The organism is Rathayibacter sp. VKM Ac-2759 (assembly GCF_009834225.1).
In the GTDB taxonomy this organism is placed as follows: Bacteria; Actinomycetota; Actinomycetes; order Actinomycetales; family Microbacteriaceae; genus Rathayibacter.
In genome coordinates this window covers 481,916-508,126 of the sequence record NZ_CP047176.1, presented here as the reverse complement: position 1 = coordinate 508,126, position 26,211 = coordinate 481,916, and the positions used below count along the sequence as shown (strand labels likewise).

Below are 26,211 nucleotides of genomic sequence, written 5' to 3'. Positions count from 1 at the left end.
TCGGGCAGCCCCGCAGGGGCGTATCGAGACCCACCGACTCCAGAAGATCAGCCATCCGACCACATCTTCGGACGATGGTGGATCTCGATCGGCCCGATGCGCGGGCTGCGGGCTCGATCAGCAGGCACGCACCGCGCCCCGCGCGGGATAATCGGCGCACCTCCCCCGACACGACCCGAGCAGGACGGTGCCCCATGACCTGGCGCATGCCCGCGGAGACCGCTCCGCACGACCGCACGTGGATGGCCTTCCCGGTCGCCGGCCCCTCCCTCGGCGAGACCGCCACCGAGCGCGAGGAGTGCTACGCCGCCTGGAGCGCCGTCGCCCTCGCCGTGGCCGAGTTCGAGCCGGTCGCGATGGTCGTCGACCTGAGCGAGACCGCGCGGGCGCGCCGGATGCTCGGCACCGGCATCGAGCTGCTGGAGGCCCCGATCGACGAGTTCTGGATGCGCGACTCCGGCCCGACCTTCGTCGTCGACGACGAGCGGCCCGGCGTGCTCGGCGCCGTCGACTGGACCTTCAACGGCTGGGGCGACCCGGGCTGGTCCGAGTGGCGCAAGTCGGCCGAGATCGCGCGGTTCGCGAGCTCGGCCGCCGGCAGCGAGCTCGTCAGCTCGACGATGGTCAACGAGGGCGGCGGCATCCACGTCGACGGCGAGGGCACCGTGCTCGTCACCGAGACGGTGCAGCTCGACCCGCGCCGGAACCCCTACCTCGACCGCGCCCGGGTCGAGGCCGAGCTCGAGCGCACGATCGGCGCGACGCACGCGGTCTGGCTCCCCCGCGGGCTCACCCGCGACTACGACGACTTCGGCACGAACGGCCACGTCGACATCGTCGCGACGATCCCCTCGCCCGGCCGCCTCCTCCTGCACCGGCAGGACGATCCGGCGCACCCCGACCACGCGGTGATGCGCGACATCCGCGCCCTGCTCGAGACGCAGACCGACGCCGCGGGGCGCGCCTTCGAGATCATCGACGTCCCGGCGCCCGAGACGCTCCGCGACGCGGAGGGCTTCGTCGACTGGAGCTACCTCAACCACCTGGTCGTCAACGGCGGGGTGATCGCCTGCTCGTTCGGCGAGCCGCGCGCCGACGCGGTGGCGCAGGAGATCCTGGCCGAGGCCTACCCCGGTCGTCGGGTCGTCGGAGTCGACGCGCGGCCGATCTTCGCGCGCGGCGGAGGCGTGCACTGCATCACCCAGCAGCAGCCGAGCGTGAGCGCATGATCGACGTCGTCGAGGCGTCGATCGACGATCTGGCCCAGGCGCTGTCGAGCGGAGCGACGACCGCGGTCGAGCTGGTCACCGCCTCCCTCGCGCGGATCGACGCCTACGACACCCCCGGCACCGCCACCGCGCTCAACTCCGTCGTGGTCCGCAATCCCCGCGCGCTCGAGGAGGCCGCCGCCTCCGACGCCCGCCGCGCGGCGGGCAGCACGAGGGGCCCGCTCGACGGCATCCCGTACACCGCGAAGGACAGCTACCTCGTCGAGGGCCTCACCGCCGCGGGGGGCAGCCCCGCGTTCGCCGACCTCGTCGCCCAGCGCGACGCGTTCAGCATCGAGCGGCTGCGCGCGGCCGGCGCGATCTGCCTCGGGCTGACGAACATGCCTCCGATGGCCAACGGCGGCATGCAGCGCGGACTCTACGGCCGCGCCGAGAGCCCCTACAACGCCGACTTCCTGGCCGCGCCGTTCGCTTCCGGCTCGTCGAACGGATCGGGGACCGCGACGGCGGCGAGCTTCGCCGCGTTCGGCCTCGGCGAGGAGACCTGGTCGAGCGGACGCGGCCCCGCCTCGAACAGCGGCCTCTGCGCCTACACGCCCTCGCGCGGGGTGATCTCGGTGCGCGGCAACTGGCCGCTGGTGCCGACGATGGACGTCGTCGTGCCGCACACGCGCTCGATGGCCGATCTGCTGGCCGTGCTCGAGGTGCTCGTCGCCGACGACCCCGAGAGCCGGGGCGACTTCTGGCGCGTGCAGCCGTGGATCCGGCTGCCGCGGGCGTCGGAGGTGCGGCCCGCGTCGTACCGGGCCCTCGCCGGAAGGACTCTGAGCGGCGTGCGGCTCGGGGTGCCGCGGATGTACCTCGGCACCGATCCGGAGGCGGGGACCGCGGCGGACCCGGGCATCGGCGGTCCGACCGGCCGCGCGATCACGCCGCGGGAGTCGGTGCTCGCGCTCTGGGAGTCGGCCCGCCGCGACCTCGAGGCGGCCGGCGCGGTCGTCGTCGAGGTCGACTTCCCCGCGGTGTCGAACTACGAGGGCGACCGGCCCGGGGCGCCGACGATCGCGACGCGCGGACTCGTGAGCGCCGAGTTCCTCCGCCGCGAGATCGTCGACCTGTCGGCGTGGGCGTGGGACGACTTCCTCGCGGCGAACGGCGACCCGGCGCTGCGGACGCTCGCCGACGTCGACGGGGCGCGCATCTTCCCCGCTCCGGAGGGGGCGCTGCCCGACCGGTACACGGGGTTCGAGGACGACATCGCCGACTACCCGGAGCAGGTGCGGCGGCATCCGGTCTCGGGCGTCGCCGACATCCCGGAGCTGGCCGCGGGGCTGCGGGGGCTGGAGGAGACGCGGCGCCTCGACCTCGAGGAGTGGATGGTGCGGCTCGGGCTCGACGCCGTGGTGTTCCCGGCGGTGGCGGACGTGGGCGCGGCCGACATGGACGTGGACGAGGCGTCGGCCGACGCGGGCTGGCGGAACGGCGTGTGGGTGGCGAACGGCAACCTGGCGATCCGGCACCTCGGCATCCCGACGGTCACGGTGCCGATGGGCATCGCGGCCGACATCGGGATGCCGGTGGGGCTGACCTTCGCGGGGGCGGCGTACGACGACTCGCGCCTGCTGGCGATCGCGGCCGCCTTCGAGGCGACCGGCCGCCGCCGCGTCGAGCCGTCGCGCACCCCGCGCCTGCCGGGCTGACGGGACCTGCGGCGTGCCAGGGCCGGCGGGCTGACGCCCGCCCTGTGCCGCCCACCCGCCACGTGCCGCCCGCCTGCCGCCTGCCTGCCTGCCAGCTGCCTGCCTGCCGCCCACCCGCCTGCCCGCCTGCCTGCCTGCCTGCCTGCCTGCCCGCCCGCCCGCCTGCTGATCGAGTAGCCCGCGAAGCGGGCGTATCGAGATCCACCAGCATCAGCAGGCGAGGCCAGAAGGCCGATCTGTTGACGCAGGTGGGTCTCGATACGCCCCTGCGGGGCTACTCGACCAGCGGGCTGGCAGGCAGGCACCCCCACCGGTGCCTGCCTGGCGTGCGTCGATGCGATCAGCGGCGCGACGTCGAGCGGCCCGCGAAGCGGGTGTAGATCAGCAGCACGATGATCGCGCCGATGACGGAGCCGATGATGCCGGCGGGCTGGAGGAAGCCGTCCGTGGCGTCGCGCTGGAACAGCAGGAAGCCGAGGAAGCCGCCGACGAACGAGCCGATGATGCCCAGCACGATCGTCATGAGGATGCTGATGTTCTGGCGTCCGGGGACGATCAGACGGGCGAGCGCCCCGGCGATGAGGCCGACGACGATGAGACTGATGATGAGACCGATCACGGTGGTCACCTTCCTGTAGCGCAGGGCTGGCCTGCAGTTCGCGGCCCGGCGGTTGCGGGGCCGATGACTACGGAACCACCCCGGGGGCAGCGCTGGTACACCCCTGGGGGTGTAGCTCCCGTCGCGCCGTCTGGGGTAGCGTCCGAGCATGCCCCGACCCACGCCCCTCACCGTGGCGCTGGTCGACGACTACGACGTCGTCCTCACGGGTCTCGCGCACATGTTCGACCACTACCGCGACCGCATCCTCATCGCCGAGATCGACGCGAACGCCGGCCTCTCGGACACGATCGACATCGTGCTCTACGACTCGTTCGCCCAGCCGGAGTCGGACCACCACGAGCTCGCCGAGCTGGTGCGCAACGAGCGCGCCCGCCACGTCGTCGTCTACACCTGGAACTTCCAGCCCGCCCTGATCGCCGATGCCCTCGAGCAGGGTGTGCACGGCTACCTGTCGAAGACCCTGCCGGCCCGCGAGCTGGTGGCGGCGCTGGAGCGCGTCGGCGCGGGCTCGATCGAGGTCAGCGACCCGCCCCGGCGCGCGGGCGCGGCGCCCGGGCTCGACTGGCCCGGGCGGCACGAGGGGATCACCGACCGCGAGTCCGAGATCCTCGCGCTGATCACGCAGGGCAAGAGCAACGCCGAGGTGGCGGCGCTCACCTACCTCAGCCCCAACACCGTGAAGTCCTACATCCGCAGCGTCTACGGCAAGATCGGCGCCGAGAGCCGCACCCAGGCCGTGCTCTGGGGAGTCGACCACGGCTTCACCCCCGACCACCACCGCATCGACCACTGGCTCGGCGGACCCTAGAGCGCGCGGCACCCCGCTACGGTGACCCCATGCCGAGACAGCCGACCATCCGCGATGTCGCGGTCCGGGCGGGCGTCTCGTACCAGACCGTCTCGCGCGTGCTCAATGACAGCCCGCAGCTGCGCCCGCGCACTCGGGAGCGCGTGCTCGCGGCGATCGACGAGCTCGGGTTCCGCCCCAGCGCCGCCGCCCGGGCGCTCGCGACGAGCCGCTCCGGGCTCATCGGCATCCTCGCGGCCGAGAGCCACAGCTTCTACGGCACCGCGACCGCGATGGCCGCGATCGAGCAGGCCGCCCGCGACGCCGGCTACCGGGTGCCGGTCGTCAACGCCGCGCCCGATGCGGAGTCGCTGGCCGACGGCCTCGCGCACCTCCAGCGCGAGTCGGTCGAGGCGATCGTGGTGCTCGCGCCGCAGGAGCGGGCGCTCGAGGCCATCGACAGCCTCGCGATCGGCGTGCCGTTCGTCGCGCTCGGGGCGATGGGCCGCGGCGCCGACCCGCGCCTCCTGGTGGACCAGGCGGCGGGCGCCCGCCTCGCCACCGAGCACCTGCTCGCGCAGGGCCACACCCGCATCGCGCACATCGCCGGCCCGCAGCACTGGGTCGAGGCGCACGCCCGGCTCGACGGCTTCACCGAGCGGATGAGCGAGGCCGGTCTCGCCCCGGCCGCCGTGATCGCCGGCGACTGGAGCGCCGAGTCGGGCTACCGCGCCGGTCTCCGCCTCCTCGACGAGGTCCCCGGCCTGACCGCCGTCGTCGCCGGGAACGACCAGATGGCGCTCGGCCTGCTGCACGCGTGCGCCGACCGCGGGGTACGTGTGCCCGAGGATCTCAGCGTCGTCGGCTTCGACGACGTGCCGGAGGCGGCGCACTACCAGCCGCCGCTGACGACCATCCGCCAGGACTTCGCCGAGGTCGGCCGCCGCACGATCGGCGTGGTGCTGGCCGAGCTGCGGGGCGAGACGGTCACCGTCGACCGGCCCGTACCGCCCGTTCTGGTCGAGCGGGCGTCGACCGCCGCGCACTGAAGACGGAGGGGCGGGCGCCGGCCTGCTGGTCGAGTAGCCCCGAAGGGGCGTATCGAGACCCACCAGCATCAGAAGGCCGGCTCACACGGCCGATCCTCGGGCGACGGCGGGTCTCGATACGCCGCCTGCGGCGGCTACTCGACCAGCAGGCCCGTAGGGAGACGCTCCTCGCCGCACCCCGCTCATTGCCGACCCCGAGGCCTTTCGCCTAGGCTGACCCGGGGCTTTGTGAACGGTCACATCGCCCGAGCGAGGAGCACCATGGACCAGCGACGGCCCGCCCCCGCCGAGGCGATCTCGAGTGGCGCGACAGCCCTCGGCATCGAGCTCGGCTCCACCCGGATCAAGGCGTGTCTCGTCGATGCCGCCGATCCCTCTATCGTGCTCGCGGTCGGCAGCCACGAGTGGGAGAACCAGTTCGTCGACCGGCGCTGGACCTACTCGCTCGACGCCGTGCACGCGGGCCTGCAGGCCGCGTACGCCGACCTCGTCGCCGACGCACAGGAGCGTCACGGCGCGACCCTCACCTCCGTCGGCGCCCTCGGCGTCTCGGCGATGATGCACGGCTACCTCGCGTTCGACGCGGCGGGCGAGCTGCTCGTGCCGTTCCGCACCTGGCGCAACACCAGCACCGGCCCCGCATCGGCCGAGCTGACCGAGCTGTTCGGAGCGAACATCCCCCTCCGCTGGTCGCTCGCGCACCTGCACCAGGCGGTCCTCGACTCGGAGCCGCACGTCGAGAGGATCGACTTCCTCACCACCCTGGCCGGCTACGTGCACTGGCAGCTGACGGGCGAGAAGGTCCTCGGAGTCGGCGACGCGTCGGGCATGGTCCCGACCGACCCCGCGACCCGCGACTACGACGAGACCGTGCTCGAGCGCTACGACGCCCGCGTCGCCGGCACCCTGCCTCCGCTGCGCGACCTGCTGCCCGCCGTGCTCCCCGCCGGCGCCGCCGCGGGCGAGCTCACCGCCGAGGGCGCTCTGCTGCTCGACCCCACCGGCGCGCTGCAGCCCGGCGCCCCGTTCTGCCCGCCCGAGGGCGACGCCGGCACCGGCATGGTCGCGACCAACTCGGTCGCCCCGCGCACCGGCAACGTCAGCGCCGGCACGAGCATCTTCGCGATGGTCGTGCTCGAGCGCCCCCTCGAGAGCGTCCACCACGAGCTCGACCTCGTCGCGACTCCGGCCGGCGATCTCGTCGCGATGGTGCACTGCAACAACGGCGCGAGCGAGCTCGCGACCTGGGTGAGCCTCTTCTCGCGGTTCGCCGCCGCGTCGGGCGGACCCTCCGACAGCGACGCCGTCTACGGCACCCTCTTCGCCGAGGCGCTCGAGGGCGAGGCCGACGCGGGCGGACTGCTGGCCTACAACCACCTCGCCGGCGAGCCGATCGCGGGTCTCGTCGAGGGCCGTCCGCTCGTCGTCCGCACCCCCGACTCGCGCCTCACGCTCGCCAACTTCATGCGCGCCCAGCTCTACGGCGTGTTCGGCACTCTCGCGCTCGGCATGCGCGTGCTCGCCGGCGAGGGCGTGCGGATCGACGAGATGTTCGCGCACGGCGGCATGTTCCGCACCGCCGGAGTCGCGCAGCGCTTCCTCGCCGGAGCGCTCGACGCACCCGTCTCGGTCGCCGCGACCGCCTCCGAGGGCGGCCCGTGGGGCATGGCGGTGCTCGCCGCCTACCGCCTGACCGACGGCGTGACCCTCGACGCGTACCTGACCGGGACGGTCTTCGGCGACGGGGAGTTCGAGACCGTCGCGCCCGACGCCTCCGACGTCGCGGGCTTCACCGCCTACCTCGAGCGCTACCGCGCCGGACTCGCCGTCGAGCAGACGGCCGTCGACACCCTCACCACGCAAGGAGACACCGCATGAGTTCCGCTTTCGATCCCGCCGTCGAGGAGGCGATCAGCCGCGTCCGCGAGGACGTCGCCCGCCTGCACGCCGAGCTGGTCCGCTACGGCCTCGTCATCTGGACGGGCGGCAACATCTCGGGCCGCGTGCCCGGAGCCGACCTGTTCGTGATCAAGCCGAGCGGCGTCTCGTACGACGATCTCGCCCCCGAGAACATGATCCTCTGCGACCTCGACGGCGTCGTCGTGCCCGGCAGCCTCGGCAGCGAGCGCGGGCCCTCGAGCGACACCGCGGCCCACGCCTACGTCTACCGGCAGATGCCCGAGGTCGGCGGAGTGGTGCACACGCACTCCACCTACGCGACCGCCTGGGCGGCCCGCGCTGAGGCGATCCCCTGCGTCATCACCGCGATGGCCGACGAGTTCGGCGGCGGGATCCCCATCGGCCCGTTCGCGATCATCGGCGACGACTCGATCGGCCGCGGCATCGTCGCGACGCTGACCGGGCACCGCTCGCGCGCGGTCCTGATGCAGAACCACGGAGTCTTCACCATCGGCAAGGACGCGAAGGACGCCGTGAAGGCGGCCGTCATGGCCGAGGACGTCGCCCGCACCGTGCACCTCGCGCGCCAGGGCGGCGAGCTCGTCCCCATCCCGCAGGAGTCGATCGACGCCCTGTTCGACCGCTACCAGAACGTCTACGGACAGAACCCCACCGGAGCCCTCGCATGACGAGCATCATTCCCGACCTCACCACCCGCACCGTCTGGTTCCTCACCGGCAGCCAGGACCTCTACGGCGAGGACACCCTCCGCCAGGTCGCCGAGCAGTCGCAGGCCGTCGTCGCGCAGCTGAACGAGTCGTCGTCGATCCCGGTCACCATCGAGTGGAAGCCGGTGCTGAAGAGCTCCGACGCGATCCGCCGCACGATGATCGACGCCAACTCCGACGACTCCGTCGTGGGCGTCATCACGTGGATGCACACCTTCAGCCCCTCGAAGATGTGGATCCACGGCTTCGACGCCCTCGCGAAGCCGCTGCTGCACTTCCACACCCAGGCGAACGTCGCCCTGCCGTGGCAGGACATCGACTTCGACTTCATGAACCTCAACCAGGCCGCGCACGGCGACCGCGAGCACGGCTACATCCTCAGCCGGATGAGCGTGCCGCGGAAGACGGTCGTCGGCCACGCCAGCGACCCGAAGGTGACCTCGACGATCGGCGTCTGGTCACGCGCGGCCGCCGGCTGGTCGGCGTCGCAGGGCATGAAGGTCGCCCGCTTCGGCGACAACATGCGCAACGTCGCCGTCACCGAGGGCGACAAGACCGAGGCCGAGATCCGTCTCGGCGTCAGCGTCAACACCTGGGGTGTCAACGAGCTCGTCGAGCGCGTCGACGCCGCGACCGCCGAGCAGATCGACGCTCTCGTCGCCGAGTACGTCGAGAGCTACGACGTGGTGCCCGAGCTGCTCCCCGGCGGCGAGCGCCACGAGTCGCTGCGCTACGGCGCCGCGATCGAGATCGGCCTGCGCGCGTTCCTGGAGGAGGGCGGCTTCGAGGCGTTCACCGACAGCTTCGAGGACCTCGGCGGACTCCGCCAGCTCCCCGGCCTCGCCGTGCAGCGCCTGATGGCCGACGGCTACGGCTTCGGCGGCGAGGGCGACTGGAAGACCGCCGTCCTCATCCGCATCGCCGCCGTCATGGGCGCCGGCCTCCCCGGCGGCACCAGCCTGATGGAGGACTACACCTACGACATGACGCCCGGCGAGGAGCTCATCCTCGGCGCGCACATGCTCGAGGTGTCGCCGTCGCTGTCGTCGAAGCGCGCGTCGCTCGAGATCCACCCGCTGGGCATCGGCGGCCGCGAGGACCCGGTGCGCCTGGTCTTCACCGCCGACGCGGGCGATGCCGTCGTGGTCGCGCTGAGCGACGTGCGCGAGCGCTTCCGCCTGGTCGCCAACAAGGTGCGCACCGTCGAGCCGCCGCAGACGCTGCCGCACCTCCCGGTCGGCCGCGCCGTCTGGCAGCCCGCCCCCGACTTCGGCACCAGCGCCGCGGCGTGGATCACCGCGGGTGCCGCGCACCACACGGTGATGACGACGCAGATCGGTCTGGAGGCGTGGGAGGACTTCGCCCGCATCGCCGGCGTCGAGCTGCTCGTCATCGACGAGTCGACGACTCTGCGCGGCTTCGAGTCCGACATCCGCTCGAACGCGGCGTACTACCGCCTCTCGCAGGGCCTGTAGGTCTCTGCACCGCAGAACGGCCGGCTCCCCTCGCGGGGGCCGGCCGTTCTGCTTGCCCCTCCGCTTCTGACGGGGGATCTCGAGACACCCGCTGCGCGGGCTACTCGATCAGCGGGCAGATGTGCGGGAAGCACCGAGGGCGGCCACCAGCAGCCTGCTGGTCGAGTAGCCCCGCAGGGGCGTATCGAGACCCACCGGCTCCAGCGGGCCGGCAGGGTGAACGTCTGCACAAGTAAGGCCGAAAGCCCGGATCCGTCGGGTTCTCGGCGGTTCCGGGCTCTCGGCCTCAGTTGTGCGGCGCCCGTCAGCGCGACGTCGAGAACGCCGCGTCGAACGCGTCCGCCGGCGGGGTGATCGCGTTGAGCTTCCGCACGAAGGCGAGCGCCTCGGGCGCTCCGGCGAGGCGGTCCATGCCCGCGTCCTCCCACTCGACGCTCGTCGGCCCGGTGTAGCCGATCGCGTTGAGCGCCCGGAAGACCGGCTCCCACGGGACGGCGCCGTGCCCGGTCGAGACGAAGGTCCAGCCGCGGCGCGGGTTCGCCCAGGGCAGGTGCGAGCCCAGCACGCCGTTGCGGCCGTCGAGGTTCGTGATCGACTCCTTCACGTGCACGTGGAAGACGTGGTCGGCGAAGTCGAGGACGAACGCGACGCTGTCGAGCTGCTGCCAGACGAAGTGCGACGGGTCGAAGTTGAAGCCGAACGACGCGCGGTGCCCGATCGCCTCGAGGGTGCGCTTCGCGGTCCAGTAGTCGTAGGCGATCTCGCTCGGGTGCACCTCGAGGGCGAAGCGCACGCCCACCTCCTCGAAGACGTCGAGGATCGGGTGGAAGCGGTCGGCGAAGTCCTGGTAGCCGGCGGCGATCCACTCGTCGGAGGCGGGCGGGAACATCGCCACGCCCTTCCAGATCGAGGAGCCCGAGAACCCGTTGACCTGCGTGACGCCCAGGGCCGCGGCGAACCGCGCGGTGTCCTTGAGGTCCTGGGCGGCGCGCTGACGCACGCCCTCCGGATCGCCGTCGCCCCAGACGCGGTCGCTGAGGATGTCGCGGTGGCGCGCGTCGATCGGGTCGTCGCAGACGGCCTGGCCGGTGAGGTGGTTCGAGATCGCCCAGACCTGCAGGCCGTTCTTCTCGAGGATGTCCCTGCGGCTCTGCACGTACTCCGCGTCGTCCCAGCGGGCGACGTCGATGTGGTCGCCCCAGCAGGCGATCTCGAGGCCGTCGTAGCCCCACTCGCCCGCGAGTCGCGCCACCTCCTCGAAGGGGAGGTCGGCCCACTGGCCCGTGAACAGGGTGATCGGTCGCGTCATCGCGGTTCCTCGCTCTCGACTCCCCGCGCGCTCGAGGCCCGCGAGGGGTAATTTGAAGTTCCTCGCAACATATCAGGGCCCCTGCTCGGAAGGAACGATCATCCCCTCGATCGACTGCGCACCGTCGCGCACCGCCACCCCCTTCGTCACCGCCACCGACGCCCCGACCTGGGAGGAGGGCGTGATCGTCGGCAGCGGCGTCCTCGGCGCGGTCGCGCACGGCCCGGCCGATGCGATCACCGTGTCCCTCGCGCACGAGCGCTGGTTCCTCCCCGTGAACGCTCGGCCCGACGCTCCCGACCTGGCGGGCGTCCGCGACGAGATCCGGCGCGCCCTGCTCGCGGGCGACGCCGATACGGCGAGCGCCGCCCTCGCCGCGGGCGCCCGCGCGAGCGGCTACGACGACGGCCTGATCTGGACCGACCCGCTCGGCCTGTGCGCGACCCTCACCGTCCGCACCCCCGGCGGAGTCGCCGAGGCCCGACGCCTGGTCGACCCGCTGCTCGGCGAGGTCGCGGTGGAGTGGACCGACGGCTCGGGCGGGCGGCACGCGCTGCGCCTGATCGCCCCGCGCGGCACCGCCTCCGTCTGGCTGGCCCTCGAGAGCGACCGCCCGACGAGCACCGTCGTCGAGCTCGGCCTGGGAGCGGGCGACGCGACCTCCTTCGAGACCGGCGTGCCCGACGCCTCCGAGGCGGTCACCGCGACCGCCACCGGCGGCGAGCGGGGGCTGCTCGTCGCCGACGCGGGCGAGGGCGCCGACGCCGTCCGCGCGAGCGTGACGGCCGACTCCGGAGCCGAGTGGCGGGTCGACGGAGGCGTCACCCGCGCGAGCGTGCCGAGCGGCCCCGACGAGCCCGGCCTCGTCCGAGTGGCGGTCTCACTGGCGGGCCCGCTGGCCGCCGTCGCTCCCCCGACCTGGGAGTCGCTCCGCGAGACCCAGCGGGAGTCGCACGGCGCCCTCGTCGCCGCGTCGACGCTCGACCTCGGCGGATCGACCGCCGACACCGGATCGCCCGCCGCCACCACCGAGGACCTCTGGGCCGCCGCGCGCTCCGGCGACGCCGACGCCCGCCGTCGCGTCGTCGAGATCGCGTACCTCAGCGGCCGCGCGAACATCATCGCGTCGACCGGTGAGCTGCCGCCGACCCTGCAGGGCGTCTGGCAGGGCACCTGGCGCCCCGCCTGGTCGGCCGACTACACGCTGAACGGCAACGTGCAGAACGGCGCGATGGCCGGGATGATCGCGACCGGCACCCCGGAGCTCGCGCTCTCCCTCCTCGAGCTGGTGCTGCCGCACCTCGACGACTACCGCGACAACGCCCGCCTGGTCTACGGGGCCGAGGGGATGCTCCTCCCCTCGCGCATGTCGACCCACGGCCGCGCCGATCACTTCGCGGAGCCCTACCCGCACCTGTTCTGGGCGGGCTGCGGCGGCTGGGTGCTGCGGATCGCCGCCGACGTCGTCTCGGCGACGGGCGACCGCTCGATCGTCGACGACCGGCTGTGGGAGCTCGCGGAGGGCGTGCTGCGCTTCGCCGAGACCGGCACGGTCGTGGTCGACGGCGTCCGGCGGCTCGTCCCCTCCTACTCCCCCGAGAACACTCCGGGAGGCGCCCGCGTCCCGCTCGCGACCGACGCCACCATCGACGTGGCGATCCTCCGCGACGCCGCGCGGGCCACCGCCCTGCTCGGCCGCGCGCGGGGCGACGACGCGCTCGACGCGCGCTGGGCCGCGGTGGTGCGCGCTCTGCCTCCGTACCGCGTCGCCGACGACGGCACCCTCGCCGAGTGGCTCGACCCGGCCTGGGCGGAGCAGATCGCGCACCGGCACGCGTCGCAGCTCTACCCGCTCTGGTACGAGGCCGACCCCGCGTTCGAGGCGCCCGTGCTGCGGGATGCGGCGGCCGCGACCGTCGCCGCCAAGATCGCGTGGCGGGCGGAGGCGCCCACCGCGCCGCCCGGGCGCATGGAGATGGCGTTCGGCCTGGTCCAGGTCGGCCAGGCGGCGGCAGCACTCGGCGATGCGGAGGCGGCGCTCGTGTGCGCGGAGTGGCTCGCCGTCGAGCACTGGTCGCCGACGCTGACCACCCGGCACGACGCCGGGCGCATCTTCAACCTCGACGCGAGCGGCGGCCTGCCCGGCCTCGTCGCGGCGATGCTGCTCGGGTCGACCGGCGACGCACTGACAGTGCTGCCCGCGGTGCCCGCCTCCTGGCCTCGCGGCTCCGTCACCGGACTGCGGGCCCGCGGCGGCCTCGTCGTCGACCGGCTCGAGTGGGAGCCGGGGCGAGCGTCGCTGACAGTGCGGCGCGTGCCCGGCACCGAGTGGCTGGCACCGGCGGAGGGGACGCTCGTGCGGGCCCTGCGTGCCGCCTCCGTGCGGGTCGACGGAGTGGACACGGGGCGCCTGCGGATCGGCGCCGAGCCCGTGCGCGTCGAGCTCGAGTGGACGGAGTGAGCGCGCCCCGAGCACACGGAGCAGGAGGCGAGCCGCGGTGTCGACGTCGACTCCGCGCGGCCCGAACTCCGCCGACCACGTCCGGGTCATCTGCTCGTCCGCGCGACCGTCGACGGTGAGCCGCTGACAGCCGGACCGATGCCGACCGGCTCCCGCCGGGAAGTCAACCCTCGTGACGGCCGGGCGGGGACGTCGTCCACTGGTCGGGAGGCTTCGAAGGAGAGGACGCACGGTGAGGCGGACTGCAGCGGTAGAGACCACCGGTCAGGGGGCGATCGACCCGGCCGGTACGACGGACCGCTACCGGATCCCGTCGTGGATCAGCACCGCGAGGAAGGACCCGCGCACCGGCTTCCTCGGCGCGAGCGAGCTCCTCGTCGGAAGCCCTGGCCCGAACGACGAGGGGCGGCTACTGACCGTCTGGGTGGACGGCGAGGCGAAGGGCGACGTCGTGGCGACCACTCCCCCGACCCTCGTCTGCAGGTCGCCCGGGGACGAGCCGACTCCGCTCGTGGTCGAGTCGATGCAGGAGCTGCTCTCGCTCATCGACGGCCTGAGTCGTCGCCGCGCCGGGAGGCGGGAGGCCGCTCAGCCGGCGCTGGGCACCTCGTCCCAGACGCCGGCGTAGGGAGTGATCGTCTGCACGAAACCGGGGCTGCCCCCTGCGGGCTGCCCAGGCGCAGCACCAGCGTCGCCTCGTCGCGCAGCATCGGGTCGCCGTCGGGGTAGGCGCTCCCGCCGTGCAGCTGCCGAGCCCGACCGCGGGACGCCGACGTGCGCACCGGGCGTACGCTCCCGACCATGACCAGGCACATCATCAGCACCGAGAACGCCCCGAGCTCGCCGCTGTACAGCCAGGGGGTGCGGGCGGGGTCGGTGATCGCCGTGTCGGGGACGGTCGGGATCGATCCGGCGACCGGCGCGGTCGCGGGGCCGTCGATCCAGGATCAGACCCGTCGGGCCCTGCTCAACTGCGAGGCCGTTCTGCTCGCGGGCGGGGCCACGCTGGCCGACGTCACGATGGTCACGGTCCTGCTCGCGCGGCCGGAGGACTTCGCGGGCATGAACGAGGCGTACTCCGCCGTCTTCAGCGACGCTCCTCCGGCCCGCGCGGTCGCCCGTCTCGGGCCGGACCTGCCCGGCCTCCTCGTGTCCATCGCGATGACGGCGCACACGGGCGACTGACCGAGACGGCCGCGTCAGGGACGGATACGCGGCCGGTAGCTCCTCGTCACGGGCGAGAGCGGAGTCAGCGGCTCGCGCTTCACGACGATCAGGCGCTGCACGAGAGCCGGAACGGTCGGAGTCGTCTCGATCCGGCACTCGAGCTCGCCGTCCCGACCGGGCACCGCGAACGCCACGTGCGCCGCCGACAGGCACCAGAGCAGACGGTCGGCGAGCGGGACGCGGTCCTCCGCGAGACCGCCCACCTCGGCGATCACGTCGGCGAGGCGGCGGGCGCGCACCTCGGCCGGCACATCGCTGAGCAGGTTCGGGCTGAACAGAGCCGACGCCTCCGTGAGGTCGCCGGAGTCGATCGCCGCCTCGATCGCCCGGGCGGCGTCGACGGTCGACGGGAGCAGCGTGATCTCGCGGGCGGGCGGCTGCAGCTCCTCGAGCGCCGTCCGCAGGAGCGCGGCCGCCGTGGGGGCGAGCTTCGCGCCGTCGGCGTTCGCGAACACGACGACACCGAGGCCCGACGCGATGTGCCAGCGCATGTTCGACGACCAGCCGGGCAGGCCGCTCGAGTGCTGGGCGATGGCGCCGAACCGCACGTCGTGCTCGATGACCAGGCCCATCCCGTAGGCGGTGCCCTCGAGGACGCTCTCGGCGGGGCGGTCGGCGATCGACGGCATGACCGTCGCGCCCCGCTGCATCTCGCGGCGCGAGGCGCGGCTGAGCACCGCGTCCTCCTCGGAGTCGGCGTCGAACGCGCTCGAGAGCCAGGCGCTCCAGCGGGCGATGTCGCCGACCGTGCTGAACAGGCTCGCCGCGCAGGCCCCCGCTCCCGAGCCGACGACGGGCCGCTCGACCCAGGTCGCCCCCTCGTCGTAGGTGCTGAACCCGTGCGCGACCTCGGTGTCGGGGCCGTAGTCGGTGACGGCGTAGCGCGTGCGCTCGAGCCCGAGCGGCTCGAGCAGCGTGCGGGTCGCGAACTCGGCGAACGTCTGCCCGGTGAGGTTCTCGACGACGACCCCGAGCAGCCAGAAGCCGATGTTCGAGTACTGGTAGCCGCTCCCCGGCCGCTCGCTGAAGGTCAGGCCCCGCGCGATGACGGCGAGGAACTCCTCGCGCGTCATCCCCATCACGTGGTCGGCCCAGCCGTTGTCCTCCGGCAGCCCGGAGCAGTTGGTCAGGAGCATCCGGAGCGTGACCGGCACGACAGCGCCGTCGTAGACCGGGTCGGCGAACTCCGGCACGTGCGCCGACACGAGGTCGTCGAGGTCGAGGAGCCCGCGATCGCGCAGCACCAGCACCGCCGCCGCCTCGACGCTCTTCGACATCGACGCGATCCGGTAGACCGTCCCGAGCGCGGGCGACCGCCCGTCGAGGCTGTGCTCGCCGACGCCGTGCTGGAGGAGGACCCCCGCGCGGTCGAAGAGGGCGAACGTCGCCGACGGCGCGGTCGGTCGAGCCCCTGCGAAGCGCTGCACGAGCGCATCGGCGAGGGTCGGAGGCAGGGCGGGCACGGGGGCGTCCGCTGCCGGGGTCCGAGGGTCGGGCGTTCGCGCTTGCGCTGTCATCCGACCAGTCTTCCGCACGCCCGCGTGCGCGAACCCGACGACCGGGGCGGACGCCGGCGCGAGTGGGTGACGGCACGTCCTGGTCCGGCTTCCTCGTGTCCCGATAGCCGCCCCCTCACCGGGCTTCTCAGCGGGCGGGTCATACGGGACACCGGTGCGCGTGCCGGTCCGCGCGGCGGCTGACGAGTCGGAACGGAGCGTTGAGCGACCCCCATACCGGACGCCCGGATGGCGACCCCCGCCGGTCAGTCCAGGAGCATGCTCAGGACTCTCCGTACGGGAATGCGCCCGCCAAGATCGTCTGCTGCACGGGTCATCCCGATCTTCTGTGCCACGCGCTCGGACGCGCGATTGTCGGGGTGAATGATCGCGACCAGGGCCGCCGCCTGTAGTTGATCGCGAGCGAAGTCCCGGGATGCGGCCGCTGCTTCGGTGGCGAGCCCGCGGCCCTGAAACGCAGCGCGAACGTGGTACCCGACTTCAAGCGCTGGGACTCCGTTGACTTCCTGCCAGGTGAGCCCGCAGTCACCGACGAATGCTCCGTCCAGGGTCTCGATGAGCCACAGCCCGTACCCGTGCGTCGCGTAGTTGGCGAGGTTCCAGGCGATCCAATCCGCCGCCTCAGCTCGCGTCTTCGGAGCGGGGTAGTAACGCATCACGTCCGGGTCGCTGAGAAGGGCGGCCATGTCGTCCCAGTCTTCCTCACGCATTTGACGGAATCGAAGGCGCTCAGTCGGAACCGGAAGCATGCTTCACCGTACCGATCCACGACCCCCACCGGACGCCCGCTGGACCATTCTCATACGGAACGGCAGTTCGCCTGATTGATGGAAGGTGCGACGATGAGCGCGTGGACGGAGCGGCGGCGATCGAGCGAGCCGATGAGCTGTGGAGAGAAGGTCGCCGCGCAGCCGCCCTCAACTTCCTCTGCGCTCACGTGCGGCGGTTCCCGTCGGAACAGCCCACGAGACTCGCTCTGATCACGAGATACCGCGAGATCGGCGCACCCGACCAGGCCGGGCGATGGGGGCTCGCTCTCGATGGTCAGACTTCAGACTTCGAGCGCGACCGCGCCGCGCGCCTGCTAGCAGGAGCCGGCCTGCTCGCCCGTGATCTCCCCAAGTTCCTCGCACTCCCCACCGCTGATCTTCCCCAGCAAGTACGCGACCTGCTCCCTTCGGTCGAGCGCTACCGCGAGCAGTTCCACCGAGAACACCCCGAGAACGAGCCGGTACCCGAAGACTGGCGCCAATTTGCTGCGACTGCTCTGTGGCTACTCTCGGCCGGCTTGGCCGGGGTGGTGATCGTGGTCGTGTGGGGCGGGGCCCTGCTCGGCGTTCAAATGACCGAGTTCGCTCGGTGGGGAGGTGTCGTGTACGTGGGTGTCGCGGCACTCGGTTGCGGCGCGCAGGGATGGTGGCGCTTGCGTTCGGGGCCTCGAGCACGCGGCTGGCTCTGGCTGGTAGCCACTGCACTAGTCACCGCCGGGATCGTTTTCATCGTCGCTACTGCGGCGCAGAACGCGGGGGCAATCAAGTTCACCTGGGAGACGTAGAGCCCTAGGAGCAGTGGCTGACGCAAACTTGATTCCGGCGACCGGTGGACGATCCCCATACGCGACGCTCGGCTGCGCAGAGAGCAGCTGAGTACGATCGGGCCATGCAGCGCACAGTAGGCACTGTCCTCATCGAGGTCTCCCACGCGAGAACCAATGACGCTACTCAGACACCCGATGGTCCGATTCAGGTGTGGACGATCGCCCTCTCCGGAGTAGGCATTGATCACACTGCGACGGTCGGTGTCGCCGGCACTTCCATGGAGCCGAACGACGACGTGTTCGCCACTGTTCTCGACGTGGCCGTGGTGCGGTACGACTCCGTGTCCGAGGACACGGACCCGCTCGCGACTCCTGCGATCCGCGAGTGGAAGCAGGACCACGCGACTGAACTGCAGGAGCTCGTGAAGACGCTTCGAGCGGCCAGCAGCTAGCACCCTCGCGCCGCACTCGGTTCCGGACCCCTCATGGCTCACCACAGGCCGACTCTCGAACGAGAGCCACCGGCTGAACCGGTTGGCGATCCCCATACGGGACGGCCTAGCGATAACTCTGCATCGCAGAGTAGGTTGCTCTACATCGCAGAGTGATCGGAGCGGCATGTCGTTGACACGCACCCCCTTGGAAAAACGAGTCCGCGCCGCTCGGCGGGTGTCATCGCTGCCGCTCGTCATCTCCGGCGTCGGGGTCATCGCAGCTGGCCTGGTACCGCTGGCCGGGTCGCCGCTGTTCTTCGTCGGCTACCTGGTTCCTGCCGTCACGAGCATCGCCCTGTGGGTCGCGTTGAAGGCGGCTGCTGCGCGGGCTGGGGTGGGGATGGGTCGCGAGCGGATCGGGCTCGTCGCGGCGATCGTGACCGTGGTCTCGGTTCTGACTCTCTTGATCACGATGTTCGCGGGTCCGGCCTTCCTCGTCGGAGTCCTCTTGTTCGTGGTCGGCTGGCGGCTCGAGAACCGCACTCAGTGGATCGCCGGCGTACTGGTGGCGGCAGCGTCTCCGCTTCTGAGCTACAGCTTCTTGCAGAACGCTGCCTCCGGATGGCTGATCCCGATCGACGCGTACCGCTACACCCCGCTGACCGTCGATGACGCCGTGCTCGCGGGCATCGGCCTCGCGCTCACCCTGATGGGTGTCCGCGTGTTGCGGCAGGAGACGGAACGTGTCCGCGCCACCATTCGCTGAGGGGTCGGCGGACGACGAGTTCGCGTCCCTGGACGATGCGGTCCACCAGCGAACACGTCTCGCGATTCTGACCATCCTTCACGAGGCCGGCGAAGCCGATTTCCGCTTCCTACGCACCACCCTCGACCTGACTGACGGAAACCTCGGGCGACACCTCGAAGTCCTGCTCGGCGCCGGCTACATCACCACGCGACGTGGGTACGACGGGCGACGGGCGAAGAACTGGGTGGCTCTCACCCCTCAGGGCGCCGCCGCCCTCCGTATCGAGATCGAAGCGCTGCGAGCGATCGTCGCGCGTGTCGATCGCGACCGTAAGTAACGCGGATCAAGCCCGCGACGATGGGAGAAGTGACATGACCGCTGTAAGAACGCAGACCACCAACATGTCGACGGGCGGTACCGCTCCGCGCAGCTACCTCCACTCGGTGCTGCTGGGTGCTCTCGGCATGATCGTGGTGCCGGTGCTCATCGTGCTCGCGACAACCTCGTGGTCCTCCCCCGGCCCGGAGGATCACGTGCGGATGGCGCTGGGCTCAGTCGTTGCTGCGTGCGTCTCGGTGGTAGGAGCTTGGTGGCTCGCGTTCGATAGACGCAGCGCCGGAGCACCCGGCCGCGCCTGGTTCTGGGGCATCGCGTGCCTCTTCACCCTCGCCGCAGTGTCGACCATCACCGCCGCCGCCGACCGTATCGAGGGCTTGATCACCAGCTGACGAGCCGAGACGGTCTCGTTGATCGGAGCAAGCTCCGGACTCGGACTGCTCGATCCGCCTCTTTGCGTAGTTAGCGGCCGGGCGTGGTCAAGCGGATGCCGATGAGCACGAGCCCCGCCGTCACCGCGGCTGCGCCGAAGGCCACGGCGGCAGTGGCGCCCACTGACCCTGAGGTGAGCGATCCGATGAGGGTCATTGCGGCACCCACAATCAGGAAGACGGCCGTGTACGTGTTGCCGAGCGTGCGACGGGTCATGCCCGCAATGTAGTGCCGAGTGCTGCGCGCGAGAATCACGGCTCGCTGATCCTCTGCGCTCGGTTCGCGAAACTCTCTGAGGCTTCGCATTACGACAGAGCGCTGTCCGGACATGTCCACAGTGAAGGGCAATCACTGAGGGGGAACGACATGGATGACATCGATGAGCTGGTGCGTCGAGCTGCACCGCCTGCGTGGGGATCGGATCCGGGGAACGCAGCGCAAGCGCATGCGATCGCACGCGCCGTCGCGGACGAGCGCCGCCCGCGCCGCTTCCGGCTGCGGTCCGGTCTCGGAGTCGCGCTCCTGAGCATCGGGCTCGTGGGGTTCGGGCCGTCCGCCGAAGCAGCGCCTGCTGGAACTGGAAGCGCTTCGCGCGCGGAGTGAACGGTCTTCCTGGGCATCATCGCGATGGTGACGATCCTGGCAGTGATGGGCCAGCGCACGAGGTGACGGCCGACCCGTCAGTGAACAGGGTCCACGCCGAAGCGGCGGAGTCGCCCGTCGCCCGAACCGACTTGGCCGCACTCAGTCGGGCGTCGCCCTGTGCGGTTCAGCGACGGGCTTGGACTCCGCCGAGCCGCGCTGCCGGAAGTACACGGAGGCTCAGACGATGCAGGCGACGGCGAGGAACTCGCTCTGCCAGTTCTGGAACGATTCGAACCAGAACTGAGCGGTGCCGAAGTACTGCCAGGCCGTCACGGTCGCTCCCCCGTGCTCGATCTGCTCGGAGTTGTACGCCGACGCGCCGCCCAGCCCGTGCAGCACGAACGAGCCCGCGAACAGCACGAGGAAGAACAATGCCAGGGAGTTCTCGTACAGAGTCAGCACCCACCCACCGCGCCGAACGGGCCAGGGACGCTCCGCGGTCGGCGGGACGGTTCGCGGATCCTCATCCTCAGGTGACGGCCCGTCGGGTGACTTCGATTCGGACGACCCCCGCTGGAACAAGAAGATGGTCAGGACGACGTAGGAGCCCATCTGGAGGAACTCGCTCTCCCAGTTCTCGAACGTCGCCTCCACGAAGTCGCCCGATGTCAGGTACTCGGAGAGGGCACCGGGCGGCGAGCCGTGCGCGGCATTCTCATCGTTGTAGACCTGGAAACCGTTCACGACCATGCCCAGGAAGAACACGACGAACAACAGCAGGTTGGCCAGGAGGAGACCGTGATCGCGGAGCCAGCGCCTCATGCCGTCGATTCTCTCGCCACGCGATCGGGAAGCGAAGAGGTGACTCACCCGAGGCACAGCCGTCGTCGAGAGGCGCCAGGAAGTAGTTCGAACGACACTCATGGCCCGGTCATCGTCTTACTGAGATGAGCGCGGGCCGCAACCCTCTTGAGGGCCTTCCGTTGCATGAGAAACCTGGTGGCATGAGAAAGCTGCACTACTCAAGCGGACACCTGCTCGTCGGAGATCTCACCTGCAAGGCGGTCCTCCGCTACTCCAGAGCCCTCGCCGACGTGGGCAAATCAGACGTCATCTCCGTCCCGGTCCTGACCGAGGGTGGCGGCCGTGCGTACGCCCACCTGCTCATCGGTCCCGCGAGCCAGCTGTGGTCGGTGCCGATCGACAGCAGCGAGGTCGAGGAACCGGACGACGCGGAGGCGATCGCTCACATCGAGCAGGAGACGCGCCGCATGCAGCCCGCGCGGCCGTCCTGGGACGAGGAGATGACGGACATCCCGCCCCTCGACTTCCTGGACTACCCGGACACCGCCGACCTCGAGGCGCCTCAGCGAGATCCGTTCGGCTGACACCGGACGAGCGCGGGCACCGGAGACCGCCCGAGAGCTCCCCCGAGCGACCTGGCCCGACGGGCCGGTGCCCCAGCAGCTGCACCTCGACTTCACCGTCGCGGATGCGGACGAGCTCGAGCAGCAGCGGGCGCGAGCGGTCGCACTGGGCGCCACGGTCGTCGACGATCGGAGCGCCGATTCGGAGGAGGCGCTCTCCGTACTCGCCGACCCGGCCGGCCATCCGTTCTGCATCTTCGTCGCGGACGACGGAACAGCGGAACCGGAAGCTCCGTGACCCTCCAGGGCAGAAGCGGCCGGTCACGGATCCCCTTCCAGGACGTCAGCGGCGGGCGAGTCGGCCTCCGTCCGACCGGACCGTATATTCGAGGGATGCAGGGTCGAGTTCTGTCCATCATCGGTGTCGTGGCGATCTTCGTCGCGACGATGCTGAGGCTGCTGTGGCCGACGGAGGAGTTCTCCTCCGGCTTCTCGCTCGCGCTGCAGCTGAGCGGGATCCTCCTCCTCGCGATCTACGGCGTGCGCCACTTCACCCGGCCCGCGACCAGAAGCTGAACGCCCGGCGGACCATCCCCTCGCGGCACGGCTCGGCACTGCGGCCTCGACAGGTCGGCGGTCGCGGTGGTGGATGACCGCCTGCAGACGCTCGTCCTCCTCTCCGGAGGAGCCACAGTAGACGGATGACGCATCGGCACCCCGAACGCTGGAACCACAACCTCCACTACCAGCGACGACTCCTCGAGGCGGTGCCGGTCGGCGCGCGTACGGCGCTGGACGTCGGAACGGGCAACGGGATCCTGGCGGCTGAACTCCATGAGTTCATTCCCGACGTGACCGGGCTCGATCCTGATGCAACTGTTCTCGAGTCGGCCCGCGAGGAGGACCCCGGGGTGAACTGGGTGCACGGCGATCTGATGACTGCCCCGCTGGAGCCGGCGTCCTTCGACGTCGTGACCGCGGTCGCGGTCGTCCACCACCTTCCCGACCTCGACCAGACGCTCGAGCGTCTGGCGGAGCTGGCCGCTCCAGGAGGGTTCGTCGGGATCGTCGGCCTCGCCCGTTCCTCGACCCCGCGGGACGCCCTCTACGACCTCGCCGGGCTGATCCAGCACCGCGCGCACGAACGCCGTCACGCCGTCTGGGAGCACACCGCCGCGACCTCCGCACCGCTGCACAGCTACACCGAAGTGAGACGGAGCGCGGACCGCATCCTGACCGGGCACTCGTGGGCCCGCCTGCCGATGTGGCGCTACCTGCTCACCTGGACGAAGCCGCAGTAGGCGGTCCGTCGTCGGGCCGCGGTCAGGCATGCGCGGCCGGATCCGCCGACAGGCACGTCGAGCGCGGGGGCCAGGCGGATGCGGGACCTGACGGCTGAACCCTCTCTCCCGATGTCCTCGGTCGTCTGACGAGTGCCGCGTCCAGTACCCCTTCCGGAACACTGCGGAGAGCGTCGGTCGGTCACCGCGCGGCGGGACGTCCACGGTCGCGGCGGGTCTCCACTCGACGCGATGAGCCGACGGGCGCCGGGGCGGCGGCGAGGCTCGGGGCGAGGAGCGAGACGGTGACGCCGACCACGACGAGCACGCACAGTCCCCACCGCAGACTCGTCGCATCCGTGAGCGCGCCGATGACGGGGCTGGTGACGAGGAAACCGACGCGCATCAGCCAGCTCACCAGGGTGACACCCGCTCCGGCGCTGACGCCGGGGAGCGCGGCGGCGGCGGTCATCGCGCTGGGAACGAGGGTCGCGGATCCGTAGCCGGCGAGGGCGAGGCCCAGCAGCAGCGTCGCGACCTGCTCGTGCGTGGTCACGACGAGCAGCGCGCCGGTGGCGATGAGGAAGCCGCCGACGCGGGCGACCGCGGCGCGGCCGAAACGGGCGATGAGGAGGTCGCCGGAGAAGCGGCCGATGCACTGGCTGCCGATCGTGACGGTGAACGCGAGCCCGGCGAGGGCGACCGGCATCCCGCCGATCCGCACCGCCGACATCGCCGCCCAGTTGTTCGCGACGTCCTCGAGCATCGTGCCGCCGATCGCGATCGCGATCAGCGGCAGAGCAGCCAGGAACACGACCTTCCGCGCTCCCCCACCACGCGCGCTCCCGCCGGTCTCCGCGGCGGGAGCGTCGGCCGCGCGGCCCACGAGTCGGTCTCCGACGATCACCAGGACGACGCCCGCGACGGCGGCCGCCGCGAGGAAGAACCGGACGTCCATCCCGTTCGCGGCAGCGAGGGTCGCGATCGCGCCGCTGGCGACGCCACCCAGGCTCCACAAGGCGTGCAGGGAGGAGAGGATCGAGCGGCCCGCGAGCTCCTGGACCCGGATGCCGGCGAGGTTCTGCGCGACGTCGACGATCGCGTCGAAGAACCCGATCAGGAAGATCGCCGCGGCGAGCATCCACCCCGACGTCGCCCAGGCGGCCCCCGCGACCGCCAGCCCGACCAGCGCCGTCCCGGCGATGACCACCGGCGTCGCACCGAAGCGCGCGATCAGTGGGGCAGGCAGCGCGGAGGAGGCGATCGCCCCGACCGCGAAGGCGGCGACCACGATCCCGAACTCCGCCGCGCTCAGCCCCAGCCGCTGCGTGAGCAGCGGATACCAGGGCAGGAGCGCTGCGAACAGCGCCCCGTTGCTCGCGAACATGATGCCCACACCCGCCGGGGCTGCCAGCCCGGTCCTGCTCGTCCTCGTCATGGGATGCACGCTACGAACTAGAATGATCACGTGCAACGATCAGAACGTCAGAGAGTGATCATCCGCGCGGTCGACTCCGGAGAGCGTTCGGTCAGCGAGCTCGTCACCCTCACCGGCGCCTCCGCGATCAGCATCCGCCGCGACCTGACCGAACTGGCCGAGCAGGGCGCGCTCCGACGCGTCCGGGGCGGCGCAGCACCCGTCGCCACGCGCGGATCCGAGTACCCGTTCGCGATCCGGCGCAGCGAGGACGCCTCCGAGAAGACCCTGCTCGCGCGGACGGCGGCCGGCATGATCGCGCCCGGCGACAGCGTCCTCATCGACAACGGCACCACCGCCCTGGCCGTCGCGGAAGAACTGTCGGGCCTGGGCATCACCGCCATGGCCCTCTCCCTCCACGCGGCAGCAGCACTCGCGAGGACCCCTGGGAACGAGGTCATCGTCCCCGGCGGGCCGGTCGGGCACGACGACCTCGCCTTCACCGGAGCCGGCGCAGCAGAAGCGATCCGCGCGATGCGGTTCGACGTCGCGATCCTCGGCGCCTGCGCCGCCGACCCCGAGACCGGCCTCACCGTCGCGAGCTGGGGCGACGCGCAGGTCAAGAGAGCCGCCATCGAGTCCTCCCGACGCGTCATGCTCGTCGCGACACCCGACAAGTTCACCCGCACCGCCGCGCACCGCTTCGGATCGTTCCGAGACCTCGACACCATCGTCACGCTCCCGGACATCCCTCCCGCCGTCGCCTGGGAAGCGAGAGAAGCGGGAGTCGATGTCGTCACGGCCTCCACCGAGCAGGCCTCCGCAGCGTCCCGTTGAACGCCGGGTCCTGCTCGCCGCGCGCTGCACCGAGTGCTCGCGCCCCCCGGGCGGAGCACCTCGCAGAAGCCGGGTCGAGCGGCGGCACCGCCTGCTCGGAGTGCGCCTCCGGACTCGGGCACGGGTACAGCGCCCGACAGGTCCGTCACCGACCGGTCCCGACCGACCGTCTTCCGATGGAGGACGACGGGGGGTGAGGGCTGTCACGGACACGTCCCCGTGCGGACGCACACCACCGCGGCGGCGGTGGCCGCGTCGCCCTCCATCGAAGGCGGGCGGCCACCGAGGCCCCTGAGCGGCTACTTGCCGGTGACCGCGTCCTTGACGGCTCCGACGGCCTTCTCGACGAGGTTCGGCTTCGGCGAGGTGCCGTAGAAGCGCTCGTCAGGCTGAGTGGGCGGGGGCATCGGCACGCCGTCGTCGGGGCTCGCCGTGCGGTAGCTGAACTCGCCCTTGCCGTCGGGCGTGGGTCCGGAGGCCCAGCTGCCCTCGGCCGCGGCCGCGCCGTCGGAGAAGTTGATGTACTCGTACGACACCGAGCGCTCCTCCTTCGAGAGCGGGAAGTTCGAGGGAACCGGCAGGTCCTCCGCGCCCTCGGCGCGCAGTTCGGCCGCCGCGGCGATCCACTGGTTCTGGTGCATCGTGTCGCGGGCCAGGAGGAACGAGAGCAGGTCGCGCACGCCGTGGTCGTCGGTCATGTGGTACAGCCGCGCGACCTGCAGGCGGCCCTGCATCTCGGCGTTCGCGTTGGCGGTGAAGTCCGCCAGCAGGTTGCCGCTCGCCGTGATGTACGAGCCCTGCCACGGGTTGCCGTTGCTGTCGACGGGGCGGACTCCCGCGCCGGCGACGATCGCGGCCTGGATGTCGGTGCCGCCGATGACCGCGCCGAGGACCGGATCCTTGCGCATGGCGTCCTCGGACTGCTCGACGGGGGCGTTCTCGAGCAGCTGGGCGATCATGATCGCGATCATCTCGACGTGCCCGAACTCCTCCGCGCCGATGCCGTAGAGCAGGTCGCGCTACTTGCCCGGCTCATGGGCGTTCCAGGCCTGGAAGCCGTACTGCATCGCGACGGTGATCTCGCCGTACTGGCCGCCGAGCACCTCCTGGAACCGGCGGGCGAAGACGGCGTCGGGCTTGGAGGGAGTGGACTTGAACTGGAGTTCCTGACGGTGGAAGAACATGCGGGTCGTACCTTTCCAGGAGCAGTCGGTGCGGACCTCATCGCCCGCCCT

General features: G+C 71.5%; 26 protein-coding genes and 2 pseudogenes. 20 read left to right on the top strand and 8 right to left on the bottom strand.

The annotated features are described in order from the left end of the window. Nucleotides 1–194 precede the first annotated feature (194 nt). A complete protein-coding gene (locus GSU68_RS02325; protein WP_159905512.1) occupies nt 195–1,229 on the top strand; it encodes an agmatine deiminase family protein in 1,035 nt (344 codons plus the stop codon). Continuing rightward, on the top strand, nt 1,226–2,929 hold the full coding sequence (locus tag GSU68_RS02320; protein WP_159905511.1) for an amidase: 1,704 nt from the start codon (nt 1,226–1,228) through the stop codon (nt 2,927–2,929). The genes GSU68_RS02325 and GSU68_RS02320 overlap by 4 nt, the downstream gene beginning before the upstream one ends. Before the next feature lie 340 nt (nt 2,930–3,269). On the opposite strand, the gene GSU68_RS02315 is transcribed toward GSU68_RS02320, so the two are convergent. Beyond that, nucleotides 3,270–3,548 carry a GlsB/YeaQ/YmgE family stress response membrane protein gene (locus GSU68_RS02315; RefSeq protein WP_159905510.1) on the bottom strand — a complete coding sequence of 93 codons (279 nt, stop codon included), beginning with the start codon at nt 3,546–3,548 and terminating at the stop codon, nt 3,270–3,272. Between the two features lie 148 nt (nt 3,549–3,696). On the opposite strand from GSU68_RS02315, the gene GSU68_RS02310 reads away from it, so the two are divergent. From GSU68_RS02310 to araA, 5 genes are all read left to right on the top strand, one after another. Further along, on the top strand, nt 3,697–4,359 hold the full coding sequence (locus GSU68_RS02310) for a response regulator transcription factor (protein WP_159905509.1): 663 nt from the start codon (nt 3,697–3,699) through the stop codon (nt 4,357–4,359). Between the two features lie 29 nt (nt 4,360–4,388). Beyond that, nucleotides 4,389–5,387: a LacI family DNA-binding transcriptional regulator gene (locus tag GSU68_RS02305; protein WP_159905508.1), complete on the top strand. Its 999-nt coding sequence runs from the start codon at nt 4,389–4,391 to the stop codon at nt 5,385–5,387. A gap of 261 nt (nt 5,388–5,648) precedes the next feature. After that, nucleotides 5,649–7,265 (top strand): FGGY-family carbohydrate kinase, encoded by a 1,617-nt coding sequence (locus GSU68_RS02300; RefSeq protein ID WP_159905507.1) that lies wholly within the window; start codon nt 5,649–5,651, stop codon nt 7,263–7,265. After that, the gene (locus GSU68_RS02295; protein WP_159905506.1) at nt 7,262–7,975 is read left to right on the top strand and encodes an L-ribulose-5-phosphate 4-epimerase; all 714 of its coding nucleotides are present in this window, start codon (nt 7,262–7,264) and stop codon (nt 7,973–7,975) included. Before GSU68_RS02300 ends, GSU68_RS02295 begins: the two co-directional genes overlap by 4 nt. Then, complete coding sequence (gene araA, locus GSU68_RS02290; protein WP_159905505.1) at nt 7,972–9,489, top strand: L-arabinose isomerase; 1,518 nt, start codon at nt 7,972–7,974, stop codon at nt 9,487–9,489. Before GSU68_RS02295 ends, araA begins: the two co-directional genes overlap by 4 nt. 304 nt (nt 9,490–9,793) lie before the next feature. On the opposite strand, the gene GSU68_RS02285 is transcribed toward araA, so the two are convergent. Next, nucleotides 9,794–10,798, bottom strand: coding sequence for a sugar phosphate isomerase/epimerase family protein (locus GSU68_RS02285; protein WP_159905504.1), 1,005 nt, complete (start codon nt 10,796–10,798; stop codon nt 9,794–9,796). Between the two features lie 52 nt (nt 10,799–10,850). On the opposite strand from GSU68_RS02285, the gene GSU68_RS02280 reads away from it, so the two are divergent. From GSU68_RS02280 to GSU68_RS02270, 3 genes are all read left to right on the top strand, one after another. Then, complete coding sequence (locus GSU68_RS02280) at nt 10,851–13,259, top strand: glycoside hydrolase family 95-like protein (RefSeq protein ID WP_159905503.1); 2,409 nt, start codon at nt 10,851–10,853, stop codon at nt 13,257–13,259. Between the two features lie 232 nt (nt 13,260–13,491). Next, complete coding sequence (locus tag GSU68_RS02275) at nt 13,492–13,887, top strand: hypothetical protein (RefSeq protein ID WP_159905502.1); 396 nt, start codon at nt 13,492–13,494, stop codon at nt 13,885–13,887. A 173-nt stretch (nt 13,888–14,060) separates the two neighbouring features. Beyond that, nucleotides 14,061–14,444, top strand: coding sequence for a Rid family hydrolase (locus tag GSU68_RS02270; RefSeq protein WP_159905501.1), 384 nt, complete (start codon nt 14,061–14,063; stop codon nt 14,442–14,444). 14 nt (nt 14,445–14,458) lie between these two features. Here GSU68_RS02270 and GSU68_RS02265 read toward each other — a convergent pair whose 3' ends face one another. Continuing rightward, nucleotides 14,459–16,003 (bottom strand): serine hydrolase domain-containing protein, encoded by a 1,545-nt coding sequence (locus tag GSU68_RS02265; RefSeq protein ID WP_159905500.1) that lies wholly within the window; start codon nt 16,001–16,003, stop codon nt 14,459–14,461. Nucleotides 16,004–16,248: 245 nt separating this feature from the next. Then, entirely contained in the window at nt 16,249–16,752 is a 504-nt protein-coding gene (locus GSU68_RS02260; RefSeq protein WP_159905499.1) for a GNAT family N-acetyltransferase, read from the bottom strand. A 101-nt stretch (nt 16,753–16,853) separates the two neighbouring features. On the opposite strand from GSU68_RS02260, the gene GSU68_RS02255 reads away from it, so the two are divergent. From GSU68_RS02255 to GSU68_RS02235, 5 genes are all read left to right on the top strand, one after another. After that, nucleotides 16,854–17,558, top strand: coding sequence for a hypothetical protein (locus GSU68_RS02255; protein ID WP_159905498.1), 705 nt, complete (start codon nt 16,854–16,856; stop codon nt 17,556–17,558). 104 nt (nt 17,559–17,662) lie between these two features. After that, nucleotides 17,663–17,992 carry a hypothetical protein gene (locus GSU68_RS02250; protein ID WP_159905497.1) on the top strand — a complete coding sequence of 110 codons (330 nt, stop codon included), beginning with the start codon at nt 17,663–17,665 and terminating at the stop codon, nt 17,990–17,992. A gap of 166 nt (nt 17,993–18,158) precedes the next feature. After that, nucleotides 18,159–18,740 carry a hypothetical protein gene (locus GSU68_RS02245; protein ID WP_159905496.1) on the top strand — a complete coding sequence of 194 codons (582 nt, stop codon included), beginning with the start codon at nt 18,159–18,161 and terminating at the stop codon, nt 18,738–18,740. Then, complete coding sequence (locus tag GSU68_RS02240) at nt 18,718–19,059, top strand: transcriptional regulator (RefSeq protein ID WP_159905495.1); 342 nt, start codon at nt 18,718–18,720, stop codon at nt 19,057–19,059. Before GSU68_RS02245 ends, GSU68_RS02240 begins: the two co-directional genes overlap by 23 nt. A gap of 34 nt (nt 19,060–19,093) precedes the next feature. Further along, the gene (locus GSU68_RS02235) at nt 19,094–19,450 is read left to right on the top strand and encodes a hypothetical protein (RefSeq protein ID WP_159905494.1); all 357 of its coding nucleotides are present in this window, start codon (nt 19,094–19,096) and stop codon (nt 19,448–19,450) included. A 70-nt stretch (nt 19,451–19,520) separates the two neighbouring features. Here the strand turns inward: GSU68_RS02235 and GSU68_RS02230 are convergent, their stop codons facing one another. Both GSU68_RS02230 and GSU68_RS02225 read right to left on the bottom strand, forming a co-directional pair. Further along, nucleotides 19,521–19,706 carry a hypothetical protein gene (locus GSU68_RS02230; protein ID WP_159905493.1) on the bottom strand — a complete coding sequence of 62 codons (186 nt, stop codon included), beginning with the start codon at nt 19,704–19,706 and terminating at the stop codon, nt 19,521–19,523. 528 nt (nt 19,707–20,234) lie between these two features. Continuing rightward, nucleotides 20,235–20,897 (bottom strand): annotated as a pseudogene (locus GSU68_RS02225) (DUF6766 family protein). A 182-nt stretch (nt 20,898–21,079) separates the two neighbouring features. Between GSU68_RS02225 and GSU68_RS02220 the strand changes: the two are divergent. From GSU68_RS02220 to GSU68_RS02205, 4 genes are all read left to right on the top strand, one after another. After that, nucleotides 21,080–21,463 carry a hypothetical protein gene (locus GSU68_RS02220; protein WP_159905492.1) on the top strand — a complete coding sequence of 128 codons (384 nt, stop codon included), beginning with the start codon at nt 21,080–21,082 and terminating at the stop codon, nt 21,461–21,463. Then, a complete protein-coding gene (locus GSU68_RS02215) occupies nt 21,450–21,740 on the top strand; it encodes a VOC family protein (RefSeq protein WP_159910085.1) in 291 nt (96 codons plus the stop codon). The genes GSU68_RS02220 and GSU68_RS02215 overlap by 14 nt, the downstream gene beginning before the upstream one ends. A 95-nt stretch (nt 21,741–21,835) precedes the next feature. After that, nucleotides 21,836–22,018, top strand: a complete 183-nt coding sequence (locus tag GSU68_RS02210; protein ID WP_159905491.1) for a hypothetical protein — start codon at nt 21,836–21,838, stop codon at nt 22,016–22,018. Between the two features lie 125 nt (nt 22,019–22,143). Further along, entirely contained in the window at nt 22,144–22,743 is a 600-nt protein-coding gene (locus GSU68_RS02205) for a class I SAM-dependent methyltransferase (RefSeq protein WP_159905490.1), read from the top strand. A 181-nt stretch (nt 22,744–22,924) separates the two neighbouring features. Here the strand turns inward: GSU68_RS02205 and GSU68_RS02200 are convergent, their stop codons facing one another. Further along, on the bottom strand, nt 22,925–24,160 hold the full coding sequence (locus tag GSU68_RS02200; protein WP_208544635.1) for an MFS transporter: 1,236 nt from the start codon (nt 24,158–24,160) through the stop codon (nt 22,925–22,927). 30 nt (nt 24,161–24,190) lie between these two features. Here GSU68_RS02200 and GSU68_RS02195 point away from each other — a divergent pair, with 30 nt between their 5' ends. Continuing rightward, the gene (locus GSU68_RS02195; RefSeq protein WP_159905489.1) at nt 24,191–24,976 is read left to right on the top strand and encodes a DeoR/GlpR family DNA-binding transcription regulator; all 786 of its coding nucleotides are present in this window, start codon (nt 24,191–24,193) and stop codon (nt 24,974–24,976) included. Nucleotides 24,977–25,275: 299 nt separating this feature from the next. Here the strand turns inward: GSU68_RS02195 and GSU68_RS02190 are convergent. Then, nucleotides 25,276–26,160: pseudogene (locus GSU68_RS02190) on the bottom strand (manganese catalase family protein). Between the last annotated feature and the right edge of the window lie 51 nt (nt 26,161–26,211).